At 57.4% G+C, this 13,371-nt stretch carries 5 protein-coding genes, 2 tRNA genes and 4 rRNA genes; 4 read left to right on the forward strand and 7 right to left on the reverse strand.

Features of this window, described 5'->3' with window-relative positions:
* Positions 1 to 421: 421 nt before the first annotated feature.
* Genes ACK2SD_RS23695 through ACK2SD_RS23710 form a run of 4 tightly spaced genes read left to right on the forward strand, consistent with a single transcriptional unit; the run spans position 422 to position 6,067 of the window.
* The gene (locus ACK2SD_RS23695; RefSeq protein WP_029614631.1) at positions 422 to 1,198 is read left to right on the forward strand and encodes a DUF3050 domain-containing protein; all 777 of its coding nucleotides are present in this window, start codon (positions 422 to 424) and stop codon (positions 1,196 to 1,198) included.
* The gene (locus ACK2SD_RS23700; protein ID WP_342650027.1) at positions 1,195 to 2,124 is read left to right on the forward strand and encodes a diiron oxygenase; all 930 of its coding nucleotides are present in this window, start codon (positions 1,195 to 1,197) and stop codon (positions 2,122 to 2,124) included. Before ACK2SD_RS23695 ends, ACK2SD_RS23700 begins: the two co-directional genes overlap by 4 nt.
* Before the next feature lie 10 nt (positions 2,125 to 2,134).
* Positions 2,135 to 5,566 carry an amino acid adenylation domain-containing protein gene (locus tag ACK2SD_RS23705; RefSeq protein WP_412460990.1) on the forward strand — a complete coding sequence of 1,144 codons (3,432 nt, stop codon included), beginning with the start codon at positions 2,135 to 2,137 and terminating at the stop codon, positions 5,564 to 5,566.
* A gap of 33 nt (positions 5,567 to 5,599) precedes the next feature.
* A complete protein-coding gene (locus ACK2SD_RS23710) occupies positions 5,600 to 6,067 on the forward strand; it encodes an SRPBCC family protein (protein ID WP_412460991.1) in 468 nt (155 codons plus the stop codon).
* A 67-nt stretch (positions 6,068 to 6,134) separates the two neighbouring features.
* Here ACK2SD_RS23710 and rrf (ACK2SD_RS23715) read toward each other — a convergent pair.
* The 7 genes from rrf (ACK2SD_RS23715) to ACK2SD_RS23745 all read right to left on the reverse strand — a co-directional run bounded on the left by rrf (ACK2SD_RS23715) (position 6,135) and on the right by ACK2SD_RS23745 (position 13,364).
* A 5S ribosomal RNA gene (gene rrf / locus ACK2SD_RS23715) occupies positions 6,135 to 6,250 on the reverse strand.
* Positions 6,251 to 6,359: 109 nt separating this feature from the next.
* Positions 6,360 to 6,475: ribosomal RNA gene (gene rrf / locus ACK2SD_RS23720) — 5S ribosomal RNA — on the reverse strand.
* A 137-nt stretch (positions 6,476 to 6,612) separates the two neighbouring features.
* Positions 6,613 to 9,504, reverse strand: a 23S ribosomal RNA gene (locus ACK2SD_RS23725).
* A 254-nt stretch (positions 9,505 to 9,758) separates the two neighbouring features.
* A tRNA-Ala gene (locus ACK2SD_RS23730) sits at positions 9,759 to 9,834 on the reverse strand.
* A gap of 37 nt (positions 9,835 to 9,871) precedes the next feature.
* A tRNA-Ile gene (locus ACK2SD_RS23735) sits at positions 9,872 to 9,948 on the reverse strand.
* Positions 9,949 to 10,034: 86 nt separating this feature from the next.
* Positions 10,035 to 11,571: ribosomal RNA gene (locus ACK2SD_RS23740) — 16S ribosomal RNA — on the reverse strand.
* Together the 16S, 23S and 5S rRNA genes with 2 tRNA genes alongside form the textbook arrangement of a ribosomal RNA operon.
* 572 nt (positions 11,572 to 12,143) lie before the next feature.
* Positions 12,144 to 13,364: a CaiB/BaiF CoA transferase family protein gene (locus ACK2SD_RS23745; RefSeq protein WP_412460992.1), complete on the reverse strand. Its 1,221-nt coding sequence runs from the start codon at positions 13,362 to 13,364 to the stop codon at positions 12,144 to 12,146.
* Positions 13,365 to 13,371: the final 7 nt, after the last annotated feature.

A 13,371-nucleotide genomic window follows, 5' to 3' on the forward strand; every position in this document is an offset into this window, starting at 1 on the left:
CAAGGGCCGCATGGCGATCAGCCGCCCCCGTAAAGCGAAACACTCCCGCAACGCCCTTTACCAGTGCTCCGAGTGAGGCATTCACTCAACTTTAATTTTCTGATCTTAGTTATCGGAAGGGGCACTGCTTAATTAAATAAAACTCTCAAAAAGTTTTATACGAGCTCCCATTCTTCAATATTCCCACTCCAAAAAATTATTTTAAAAAACATTTGCCGACAACTTTGAAGTTGTTCTAACTTTTCATCGCCGACCCCTGGAACTTGCCTGGCCTGCTGCAGGCCGCATGCTTCATGGTCCGCCGGCTATACCGAGACTGCTCAGCCATCGAACTTAGATCGAGGCACTCGTTCGCCCAGACTTTGTAATGGCTGTAACGGCACGGTAACTAAGCGCCTAATTTCCACGAGGAATAATTGTGATGAGCCCATTGAACAGCACCCTGTCCAACCATAAGAGCGCCCTCGCCCGGCACCCATTGTTTTCCGAGATCGATTCGCTCGAAACATTGCGACGGTTTATGGAAACCCATGTTTTCGCCGTGTGGGATTTCATGTCGCTGACCAAACGTCTGCAACAGGAACTGACCTGTGTCCGCCTGCCCTGGCTGCCGCCGTCGGATCCCGCCGCGGCACGGCTGATCAATGAGATCGTGCTCGGTGAAGAGTCCGATGACCGCCTGCAACATGGCCACTACAGTCATTTCGAGCTGTACCTCGACGCCATGCGCGAGGTCGGGGCCAGTACGCAGGCCATCGAACACTTCGTCAGCTTGCAGCAGCAAGGCGTGGACTACCTCACCGCGCTGCAACGTTCAGGCGCCAGCGAGGCGGCCAGGCGCTTCGTCAGCGATACCCTCGACGTGGCCTTGCACGCTCCAGCGCACCGCGTGGCCGCCGCGTTCCTGCATGGCCGCGAGAGCGTCATTCCCGCGATGTTCCAGCAGATCCTCGATGAATGGGGTATTGGTCAGGCCCAAGCGCCGACGTTCCGCTACTACCTGCAACGGCATATCGAGGTGGACTCCGAAGACCATGGTCCCGCGGCTGAGCAACTGCTGGCACGCCTGGTCGATGGCGACCCGCAGCGTCAGGAAGAGGTCTACGAGGCTGCCATCACTGCCGTGCAGAGTCGTACCGCGCTGTGGGACCGTCTGCGCGCTTCGTTGCAGGTGCCGGCCGGTGAGGTGCTGCCATGAATGCGCTGGACTACCGTTCTTTCGCCGAGGCCTGGGAAGAGCGCGCCACCATCCGCACGCGGCCGCGTCGCCGGGTCGAGGACGACCAGCGGTTGATCTATCCCCTCAGTCGCCAACCGCTGGTGCTCAGTGCCACCTTCCAGCAAGGCTGCCCGCAATTGCGCGACTTCGTGCTGGTGCAGAGCCTCTACAAGTTCATCAACGATGTAGTGATCTTCGAGACCGAGATCGTCGACCGCACCGCCCGGCGCATCGCCAAGGACCACTTCGCCGTGCGCTTCCCGTTCGCCTGCCGCTATGACGCGATGACCGTGGTGGTCGATGAGGACTATCACGCGCTGGTGGCCATGGACTTTCTGCAGCAGACCATCGCCCTTACCGGCATCGAGCCCATCGTCCTGCCTGGCGAGATCGAACTCAGCCGCGCCATACCCGCAGCGCTGGCCCAGGTACCGGCGTCCTTGCGCGATGCCTTGGAGCTGATCTGCGTCGGCATCGCCGAGAACACCCTCACCGATGACGTCGCAGCGTTTGCCCGCGACGACACGGTCAAGCCCTCGGTGAAAGGGTTGATGGCCGATCACCTGCTCGACGAAGGGCGTCATTCCAGCTTCTGGGCACGCCTGACCCGCATCTACTGGCAGGCCGCGCCTGAACACGAGCGCGAAGCCATCGCCCGCGTGCTGCCGGTGTTCCTCGGCCAGTACCTGACCAACGAGATCCAGCAGACGTTCGACTTCAGCCTGATCCAGGCCTTGCCCATCAGCGAAGACCTGCGTCAGGCGCTGCGCGAGGAAGTGCTCGGCCTGGCCTATCCGATCAATCACCAGCATCCGCTGCTGGGCAACATCCTGCGCTTTTTCCGCGGCAGCTCGATGCTCGAGTCGCCGTGTGTGCAGGACGCCCTGCGTGATTACCTGCCCTGAGGAGCTGCGCATGCGACGTCTCAACATCATTCTGGTCGGCATCAGCCCGGCGCTGCACGCACTGGCGCAGATGCTCGACGATCACGGCCATGCCTGCGTGCTGGCCGAAAGCCCGGCGGCGCTACGTCAGGCGCTGAGCGCAACGCACTCGCTGGCATTGGACGATGGCAGCCTGGCGCTGTCCTCCAGCGACTGGCAGTGCCTTGTCGATGCGCCTCTGCTGAGGCTGCGACTGGGCACCCATCACGCGGCTACGCTGCCCGCACTCGAGCTTCTGTGCTGGTATGGTAGCGCCACGGCGCAGCGTCTGATCGCACGGGTGGCGCTGGCGGCACCCGTTTCAGGCAATGGCCAGCAAGTGCGCGAAGAGGCTCTGCAGGTCATTACCGAGCAGGTCACCCTGCTGAGCACCCGACTGGCCCGCGATGCCTGTGCGCTTCGCGAGATGCCCACAGCGCTGGCTGGGCTGCATGAGCGCGAGCATGGACTGCAGTGGCTGGAGTCGCTGGCTTTCCATCACCCCTTCAACCGCACACAGCGCGCAGACCTGCTGGAGCAAGCTGAAGGCGACTTGATGCAGTACCTGGAGCAAGGCCTGCGCCAAGCGCCGCAGAGACCCGCTCTCAATAGCAGTGGCGAACGTATTGGCTATCGCGAACTGCACGGGCTAGCCGTCGCGGTGCAGCAGCCGCTGTTGCCGCTACTACCCGAACACGCTGACCAGCCTGCGGTAGTCGGTGTGTGCATGGCCAAGTCACCCGCCCTCTATGCAAGCCTGCTGGCCGTGCTGGGTTGCGGCGCTATCTATCTGCCACTGGACCCTGCAACCCCCGCTGATCGTCGCAGACGCATTCTCGAGGACGCCGGCGCGCAGGTGCTGCTGCACGATGGCACGGTGCAGACAGCCCTACCTTCGCTGGATGTAAGCCGATTGTCGTCGGCCCAGGGGGCGGACGTGCCTTCGCTGCAGCAACGTCCTGGTGAGCCAGACCGCGCGTGCGTGGCGATCTACACCTCCGGCACCACCGGGCAGCCCAAGGGGGTGTTGCTCAGCCAGCGCAACCTCATGCACTTCATCGCCTGGTATAGCGAGCATGTCGAACTGGATGCCGACAGTCGTGTGTTGCAGTTCTCCACCATCGGCTTCGACGCCTCGCTGCTGGATATCCTGCCCACATTCGCCTGCGGCGCGGAGTTGGTGATTCCGGACGAGGAGCACCGCCGTGATCCACAGCGGCTGGTCACACTTATCCACAGCCAAGCGGTCAGCCATGCGTTTCTGCCACCCGCGTTGTTGAGCATCCTGCCCAGTGACGCGCCTCTGGGTCTGCGGCACCTGGTGACGGGAGGCGATGTCTGCGAGCCGGAGGTGATCGCGCGCTACAGCCAGCAGTGCCAGATGCACAACATCTACGGACCGACCGAAACTACTGTGCTGGCGACCACCCGGGTGTTCGCTGTCGGTACGAGCAACCGAAACCTCGGCAAGCCGATCGCCAACACTCAGGTGCTGATCCTCGACCCGCATCTGCAACCGGTCGTCGAGCAGACGCCGGGCGAACTCTACCTTTGCGGGCCCGGAGTCGGCCTGGGTTATCTGAATAATCCGACACTCACCCAAGAACGGTTCGTCACCCTCGACCTGCCAGACGGCCGCGCTTTGCGCGCCTATCGCACAGGGGATATCGGCAAATGGACAGACCACGGTATCGAGCTGTGTGGGCGACTCGATAACCAAGTGAAGATCCGCGGCTTTCGCGTCGAGCCGGAAGAAATCGAACACTGTCTGCGTGCAAGCGGACTGTACAAGCAACTGGTGGTAGTGATCGACGAGCAGCGGCGGGTGCTGGCGTTCATGGCGCAGCCCGCTGCCCAGAATGCCCTGACAGCGCTGCGCCAACACGCCGAAGCGCATCTGCCGGATTATATGCGCCCAGTGTTCTATCAGGTGTTGGAGCGGATGCCGTTCACGGCCAACGGCAAGGTCGACCGCCAGGCCCTACGGGCGCGACCGCTGGCGTTGCCTCTCAGCGCACGGGTCGCCCCCAGTACCGCCACCGAGCAGCGCCTGCTGGTGCTGTGGAGCGAACTGCTGGAGCTGGCAGAGGCGGACATTTCCGTGGACGACAGCTTCTTCAACCTCGGCGGCCATTCCATTCTGCTCTCCCGGCTATTGCTGGAGGTGCGTCAGCTGTTTGGCTGCGGGGTTGCCATTAACCGCTTCATCGAGCAGCCGACGCTGCAACGGCTGGCGGCGCTGCTCGACGGTGAAGAGGGGGGAATCGACGCGGGCTTGGACCGTCTGGAACAGGACGCCAATCGGCCGCTGGATCTGCACGTGCTGCCCTTGGAGGCCATGGGCGATGTGCACAAGGTCATCGTCACCGGCGCCAACAGTTTCCTCGGCGTCCACTTGGTCGAGGCGCTGCTCGACTGGGGAGCTACCGAAGTGGCGTGCCTGGTGCGCAGCAGCGCTGAGCAGACGGCCAACGAACGCTTTGCCCAAGCCATGCGCGATAACCAGCTGGACTTCGACCTGACACGGGTGCGGGTGCTTGCCGCGGATCTGCGCCACCCGCGATTGGGGCTTGGCGAGGCGGATTACGATGACCTTGATCTGAACTTCGGTGCCTTGCTGCACAACGCAGCGCAGGTCAATCACGTGCTGGATTACCAATCACTGGCTGTGGATAACATCGAGCCGCTGTTCGAATGCCTGCGGCTGTGCGAAGGACGGCGCAAGAAGATCTTCAACTTCGTCTCGACACTGTCAGCCTGCAGCGCGGTGAGCGGTGATGGGCGTGTACTGGAACAAGACCCGGCCGTCACGCCGCCCATCTACCTGCGCAATGGTTACAACCTGAGCAAATGGGTGGGCGAGCGCATTCTGCATCGTGCTCGTGAGGCGGGCGTACGGGTGAATCTGTTCCGGCCTGGCAACATCACCTTCGACAGTCGTAATGGCGTCTGTCAGCCACACCGTAATCGCTTGATGCTGATGCTCAAGGGTTCACTGCAATTGGGTCAGGCCCCCCACCTGGAGATCGATTTCGACCTCATGCCGGTGGACTTCCTCAGCCGCTTCATCGCCTTTCACAGCAGCCGGTACCAGCCTGGGCACTGTGTCTTCAATCTGCACAACCCCGAGCCCCTGCGTTGGCAGGACTACCTGGCTGCGTTTCGGGAACAGGGCCACGCCTTCGATGTGGTCGATGTCGCGCAATGGCAGCGTCAGTTGGGACGGGTCGATCGCGACAACGCGCTGTTCGACGTGCTGGGCTTCTACCTCGAAGGTTTCGAGGAGGACATCGGCGATATCGCCGGTATCGAGCATGGCAATGCCCGAGAGGGCGTGCGACGCATGGGCGCGTGCTATCCGGTCAAGGACATAGCGCTGTTGCAACGCGGTTGCCGCTACCTCAGCGACATCGGTTTTCTCTGACTCTTCGCTTTATCACAACAGGAGCAATACGACATGCAAGCACTCAAGCCCGATACCCTGATTCGCAATCCACAAGGTTGCCTGGTGGTCTCCAGCGTGGACATTGCCGCACCGGCCTCCGCTGTGTGGAGCATGGTGGGCAACTTCGCTGGCTTTCCAGTGTTCATCCCGGCCCTCTCGCATATCGAGATGACCGGCAGCGGGGTGCGCTCGGTACGCAAGAAGCTGTTCAAGGACGGTAATGTAGTGATCGAGCAGTTGAACTCGCGGGATGACGAAGCGATGCACATGACGTGGAGCCTGATCTATACCAGCCTGAATATCGGCAATTTGTGGGCAGCCATGCAGGTCGAGCACATCGACGCCCAATCCAGCCGAGCGACTTGGACTATCCAGGCAGAACCTTGGGAAGGAGGACCGCAGGCGCTACCGGAATTCCAGGCTTTCTTGCAGGGCTTTGCCGATCAGGCGATGGGCAACGTACGTAATCTGCTGACCTGACCTGACAGATCCTCCAGAAAGACAAAACCCCTACCTGCTTGCGCAGATAGGGGTTTTGCGAAATGAATCTTGACGATGACCTACTCTCACATGGGGAAACCCCACACTACCATCGGCGATGCATCGTTTCACTGCTGAGTTCGGGATGGGATCAGGTGGTTCCAATGCTCTATGGTCGTCAAGAAATCCTGTGTGCAGGCCCGTCCCAAGGACGTGTCTGCGAATTTCTGTAGTCTCTACTTAAAGACAAAACCCCTACCTGCTCGCGCAGATAGGGGTTTTGCGAAATGAATCTTGACGATGACCTACTCTCACATGGGGAAACCCCACACTACCATCGGCGATGCATCGTTTCACTGCTGAGTTCGGGATGGGATCAGGTGGTTCCAATGCTCTATGGTCGTCAAGAAATTCGGTTGCCAGTGCGCCCTTACGGACACCCCAGCCTATTCGGATATGTGATTCTGTGGTTCGTCGCGAACTTTCGGTTCTCTCGTCTTCACCACCACAATTCGGCGCTCACGCTCAAATTGCTTGGGTGTTATATGGTCAAGCCTCACGGGCAATTAGTATGGGTTAGCTCAACGCCTCACAGCGCTTACACACCCCACCTATCAACGTCGTAGTCTTCGACGGCCCTTCAGGGGATTCTAGATCCCAGTGAGATCTCATCTTGAGGCAAGTTTCCCGCTTAGATGCTTTCAGCGGTTATCTCTTCCGAACATAGCTACCCGGCAATGCCACTGGCGTGACAACCGGAACACCAGAGGTTCGTCCACTCCGGTCCTCTCGTACTAGGAGCAGCCCCTCTCAAATCTCAAACGTCCACGGCAGATAGGGACCGAACTGTCTCACGACGTTCTAAACCCAGCTCGCGTACCACTTTAAATGGCGAACAGCCATACCCTTGGGACCGGCTTCAGCCCCAGGATGTGATGAGCCGACATCGAGGTGCCAAACACCGCCGTCGATATGAACTCTTGGGCGGTATCAGCCTGTTATCCCCGGAGTACCTTTTATCCGTTGAGCGATGGCCCTTCCATACAGAACCACCGGATCACTAAGACCTACTTTCGTACCTGCTCGACGTGTCTGTCTCGCAGTCAAGCGCGCTTTTGCCTTTATACTCTACGACCGATTTCCGACCGGTCTGAGCGCACCTTCGTACTCCTCCGTTACTCTTTGGGAGGAGACCGCCCCAGTCAAACTACCCACCATACACTGTCCTCGATCCGGATCACGGACCTGAGTTAGAACCTCAAGGTTGCCAGGGTGGTATTTCAAGGATGGCTCCATGAGAACTGGCGTCCCCACTTCAAAGCCTCCCACCTATCCTACACAAGCAAGCTCAAAGTCCAGTGCAAAGCTATAGTAAAGGTTCACGGGGTCTTTCCGTCTAGCCGCGGATACACTGCATCTTCACAGCGATTTCAATTTCACTGAGTCTCGGGTGGAGACAGCGCCGCCATCGTTACGCCATTCGTGCAGGTCGGAACTTACCCGACAAGGAATTTCGCTACCTTAGGACCGTTATAGTTACGGCCGCCGTTTACCGGGGCTTCGATCAAGAGCTTCGCTTGCGCTAACCCCATCAATTAACCTTCCGGCACCGGGCAGGCGTCACACCCTATACGTCCACTTTCGTGTTTGCAGAGTGCTGTGTTTTTAATAAACAGTCGCAGCGGCCTGGTATCTTCGACCGGCATGGGCTTACGGAGCAAGTCCTTCACCCTCGCCGGCGCACCTTCTCCCGAAGTTACGGTGCCATTTTGCCTAGTTCCTTCACCCGAGTTCTCTCAAGCGCCTTGGTATTCTCTACCTAACCACCTGTGTCGGTTTGGGGTACGGTTCCCAGTTATCTGAAGCTTAGGAGCTTTTCTTGGAAGCATGGCATCAACCACTTCGTCGCCTAAAGGCAACTCGTCATCAGCTCTCGGCCTTGAAATCCCGGATTTGCCTAAGATTTCAGCCTACCACCTTAAACCTGGACAACCAACGCCAGGCTGGCCTAGCCTTCTCCGTCCCTCCATCGCAATAACTGCAAGTACAGGAATATTAACCTGTTTTCCATCGACTACGCTTTTCAGCCTCGCCTTAGGGACCGACTAACCCTGCGTCGATTAACGTTGCGCAGGAAACCTTGGTCTTTCGGCGTGCGAGTTTTTCACTCGCATTGTCGTTACTCATGTCAGCATTCGCACTTCTGATACCTCCAGCAAGCTTCTCAACTCACCTTCACAGGCTTACAGAACGCTCCTCTACCGCATCACCAAAGGTGATACCCGTAGCTTCGGTGCATGGTTTGAGCCCCGTTACATCTTCCGCGCAGGCCGACTCGACTAGTGAGCTATTACGCTTTCTTTAAAGGATGGCTGCTTCTAAGCCAACCTCCTAGCTGTCTAAGCCTTCCCACATCGTTTCCCACTTAACCATGACTTTGGGACCTTAGCTGACGGTCTGGGTTGTTTCCCTTTTCACGACGGACGTTAGCACCCGCCGTGTGTCTCCCATGCTCGGCACTTGCTGGTATTCGGAGTTTGCATCGGTTTGGTAAGTCGGGATGACCCCCTAGCCGAAACAGTGCTCTACCCCCAGCAGTGATACATGAGGCGCTACCTAAATAGCTTTCGAGGAGAACCAGCTATCTCCGAGCTTGATTAGCCTTTCACTCCGATCCACAGGTCATCCGCTAACTTTTCAACGGTAGTCGGTTCGGTCCTCCAGTCAGTGTTACCTAACCTTCAACCTGCCCATGGATAGATCGCCCGGTTTCGGGTCTATACCCAGCGACTAAGCGCCCTATTAAGACTCGCTTTCGCTACGCCTCCCCTATTCGGTTAAGCTCGCCACTGAATATAAGTCGCTGACCCATTATACAAAAGGTACGCAGTCACCTAACAAAGTAGGCTCCCACTGCTTGTACGCATACGGTTTCAGGTTCTATTTCACTCCCCTCTCCGGGGTTCTTTTCGCCTTTCCCTCACGGTACTGGTTCACTATCGGTCAGTCAGTAGTATTTAGCCTTGGAGGATGGTCCCCCCATGTTCAGACAAAGTTTCTCGTGCTCCGTCCTACTCGATTTCATTGAAAAGAGATTTTCGTGTACGGGGCTATCACCCACTATGGCCGCACTTTCCAGAGCGTTCCACTAATCTCAAATCAACTTAAGGGCTGGTCCCCGTTCGCTCGCCACTACTAAGGGAATCTCGGTTGATTTCTATTCCTCAGGGTACTTAGATGTTTCAGTTCCCCTGGTTCGCCTCTTGCACCTATGGATTCAGTACAAGATACCTAGGTTATCCTAGGTGGGTTCCCCCATTCAGAGATCTCTGGATCACAGTCTGTTTGCCGACTCCCCAAAGCTTATCGCAGGCTACCACGTCTTTCATCGCCTCTGACTGCCAAGGCATCCACCGTATGCGCTTCTTCACTTGACCATATAACCCCAAGCAATCTGGTTATACTGTGAAGACGACATTCGCCGAAAATTCGCACGTCGCTCTTTCGAGCAGAACTCACAAATTTTACCTCAGCCTGATTTCCAGCAGTGAAACTGGTCATCAGTCTGTATCTATCACATATCCGAATTTTTAAAGAACGATCTGGCAAAAGCCAGAAATCAACATTCCAACGCGGCGTCAACGCGACGCGCGAATGCTCATTTCTGAGTTCTAACAGTGCTGTACAAAGGTGGTGGAGCCAAGCGGGATCGAACCGCTGACCTCCTGCGTGCAAGGCAGGCGCTCTCCCAGCTGAGCTATGGCCCCGTGTATCTGCTACATCTCGTAGGCCGCACCAAGTAATTGGTAGGTCTGGGCAGATTTGAACTGCCGACCTCACCCTTATCAGGGGTGCGCTCTAACCAACTGAGCTACAGACCTATAACAGGGTCGCGTTACAGCATCGTCTTTTCACAATGAATCAAGCAATTCGTGTGGGAGCTCATCAGCAGGCTGATGTCTTCGATTAAGGAGGTGATCCAGCCGCAGGTTCCCCTACGGCTACCTTGTTACGACTTCACCCCAGTCATGAATCACACCGTGGTAACCGTCCCCCCGAAGGTTAGACTAGCTACTTCTGGTGCAACCCACTCCCATGGTGTGACGGGCGGTGTGTACAAGGCCCGGGAACGTATTCACCGCGACATTCTGATTCGCGATTACTAGCGATTCCGACTTCACGCAGTCGAGTTGCAGACTGCGATCCGGACTACGATCGGTTTTGTGAGATTAGCTCCACCTCGCGGCTTGGCAACCCTCTGTACCGACCATTGTAGCACGTGTGTAGCCCAGGCCGTAAGGGCCATGATGACTTGACGTCATCCCCACCTTCCTCCGGTTTGTCACCGGCAGTCTCCTTAGAGTGCCCACCATGACGTGCTGGTAACTAAGGACAAGGGTTGCGCTCGTTACGGGACTTAACCCAACATCTCACGACACGAGCTGACGACAGCCATGCAGCACCTGTGTCAGAGTTCCCGAAGGCACCAATCCATCTCTGGAAAGTTCTCTGCATGTCAAGGCCTGGTAAGGTTCTTCGCGTTGCTTCGAATTAAACCACATGCTCCACCGCTTGTGCGGGCCCCCGTCAATTCATTTGAGTTTTAACCTTGCGGCCGTACTCCCCAGGCGGTCAACTTAATGCGTTAGCTGCGCCACTAAAATCTCAAGGATTCCAACGGCTAGTTGACATCGTTTACGGCGTGGACTACCAGGGTATCTAATCCTGTTTGCTCCCCACGCTTTCGCACCTCAGTGTCAGTATCAGTCCAGGTGGTCGCCTTCGCCACTGGTGTTCCTTCCTATATCTACGCATTTCACCGCTACACAGGAAATTCCACCACCCTCTACCGTACTCTAGCTTGCCAGTTTTGGATGCAGTTCCCAGGTTGAGCCCGGGGCTTTCACATCCAACTTAACAAACCACCTACGCGCGCTTTACGCCCAGTAATTCCGATTAACGCTTGCACCCTCTGTATTACCGCGGCTGCTGGCACAGAGTTAGCCGGTGCTTATTCTGTCGGTAACGTCAAAATTGCAGAGTATTAATCTACAACCCTTCCTCCCAACTTAAAGTGCTTTACAATCCGAAGACCTTCTTCACACACGCGGCATGGCTGGATCAGGCTTTCGCCCATTGTCCAATATTCCCCACTGCTGCCTCCCGTAGGAGTCTGGACCGTGTCTCAGTTCCAGTGTGACTGATCATCCTCTCAGACCAGTTACGGATCGTCGCCTTGGTGAGCCATTACCTCACCAACTAGCTAATCCGACCTAGGCTCATCTGATAGCGCAAGGCCCGAAGGTCCCCTGCTTTCTCCCGTAGGACGTATGCGGTATTAGCGTTCCTTTCGAAACGTTGTCCCCCACTACCAGGCAGATTCCTAGGCATTACTCACCCGTCCGCCGCTGAATCGAGAAGCAAGCTCCTCTCATCCGCTCGACTTGCATGTGTTAGGCCTGCCGCCAGCGTTCAATCTGAGCCATGATCAAACTCTTCAGTTCAATACTGCTTGGGTTTTTAAGAAACCCTAAACTTGGCTCAGCAATCTCAAATGACTATGTGATTTCTCGCATGGCCACTTGTGATGCTGATAATCTATGCGACGATCAGTCCGTACTCACAAGCACCCACACGAATTGCTTGATTCGATTTGTTAAAGAGCGTTTGGCTAAGAGCGTTTCGTCTCAACCGAGGCCGCGCATTCTACAGCAGCCTTACTTCGTGTCAAGCGTTTATTGTGAAGTTTTTTCCGAGAAACTCGTTTAGCTTCAAACACTTGACTCGCTGCGATCTCTCGTAGCGGGAGGCGAATCATACAGCACCAAACGATGCTGTCAACTGCCTTTTTCACCGCTTTCAACCCGAGGATCGAAGCCATTCGCACCGCGCCGAACTCGCTTAACTCGTTGATTCTCAAGGAGTTTCGCGTTCCGTTTGCTGCGGAAGTGGGGCGCATTATAAGGGGATCTGAACGGCGGTCAAGGCTTAATTTCAAATAAATTCAAATAGTTGAAACAAAGCGGGGCGGCCTTTCGGCCGCCCCGCTCATTTATAGAGAGGTCTACCACCCCACCTACACCACGCCGGCATCCCTCAATTCTTGCACGACACTCGCCTCCAGCCCCAGCACCTCTTCGAGTACCGCCTGAGTATGCTCACCCAGCAAGGGCGGCGCGTGACGGTACTCCACCGGTGTACGCGACAGCCGGATAGGACTCGCCACCTGCGGCACACTGCCCGCCAACGCATGCGGCACATCCAGCGCCAGCCCACGGGCCAGCACCTGCGGATCCTGGAACATCTGCGCCAGGTCGTTGATCGGTCCGCACGGCACACCCGCCTGCTCCAGAAGGCCAACCCATTGCGCCGTAGTCTTGAACACCGTCACCTGACGGATCAGTGGGATGAGCTCCGCCCGATGCGCTACCCGCAGCGTGTTCGTGGCAAACCGCGGGTCGTCCGCCCACTGGGGCTGACCCGCCACCTCAGCGAACTTGCGGAACTGCCCATCGTTCCCCACGGTAAGAATGAAATCGCCGTCTGCAGTGGGAAAGTCCTGGTAGGGAACGATGTTGGGGTGCGCGTTACCCAGCCGCTTCGGTGCAACGCCGGTGGTCAGGTAGTTCATCGCCTGATTCGCCAGACACGCCACTTGCACATCCAGCAACGCCATATCGATATGCTGGCCTTCGCCCGCCTGGTCGCGATGGGCAAGCGCAGCCATAATCGCAACCGTGGAATACAAGCCCGTCAGGATATCCGTCAGCGCCACCCCGACTTTTATCGGCCCCGCGCCTTCCTCGCCCTCAGGGCGCCCGGTCAGGCTCATCAACCCGCCCAGTCCCTGAATCATGAAATCGTAGCCCGCTCTTTTGGCATACGGACCGGTCTGACCAAAGCCCGTGATCGAACAATAGATAAGAGTGGGATTGACCGTCTTCAGGCTGTGATAATCCAGCCCATAGCTGGCCAGACCGCCCACCTTGAAGTTCTCGATGACGATATCGGACTTGGCCGCCAGCTCACGCACCAGGCGCTGACCCTCGGGCTGGGTGAAATCAATCGTGACCGAGCGCTTGTTGCGATTAGCGGACAGGTAATAAGCAGCTTCACTGGTACTCTCGCCCTGCGCATCCTTGAGGAAGGGCGGCCCCCAGGCGCGTGTATCGTCGCCACTGCCGGGACGCTCGACCTTGATCACATCCGCGCCCAAGTCGGCAAGAATCTGCCCACACCAAGGTCCGGCCAACACCCGAGACAGATCCAACACCCGCAGGTGAGAAAGCGCTCCCATGGCCTGC

Origin of the sequence: Pseudomonas sp. SC11 (assembly GCF_047039205.1) — a bacterium.
Classification (GTDB): Bacteria; Pseudomonadota; Gammaproteobacteria; order Pseudomonadales; family Pseudomonadaceae; genus Aquipseudomonas; species Aquipseudomonas boreofloridensis.

Coding starts and splice junctions, on each gene's coding strand:
- ACK2SD_RS23695 (WP_029614631.1), top strand. CDS start 422: ATGAGCCCATTGAACAGCACCCTGTCCAACCATAAGAGCGCCCTCGCC.
- ACK2SD_RS23700 (WP_342650027.1), top strand. CDS start 1,195: ATGAATGCGCTGGACTACCGTTCTTTCGCCGAGGCCTGGGAAGAGCGC.
- ACK2SD_RS23705 (WP_412460990.1), top strand. CDS start 2,135: ATGCGACGTCTCAACATCATTCTGGTCGGCATCAGCCCGGCGCTGCAC.
- ACK2SD_RS23710 (WP_412460991.1), top strand. CDS start 5,600: ATGCAAGCACTCAAGCCCGATACCCTGATTCGCAATCCACAAGGTTGC.
- ACK2SD_RS23745 (WP_412460992.1), bottom strand. CDS start 13,364: ATGGGAGCGCTTTCTCACCTGCGGGTGTTGGATCTGTCTCGGGTGTTG.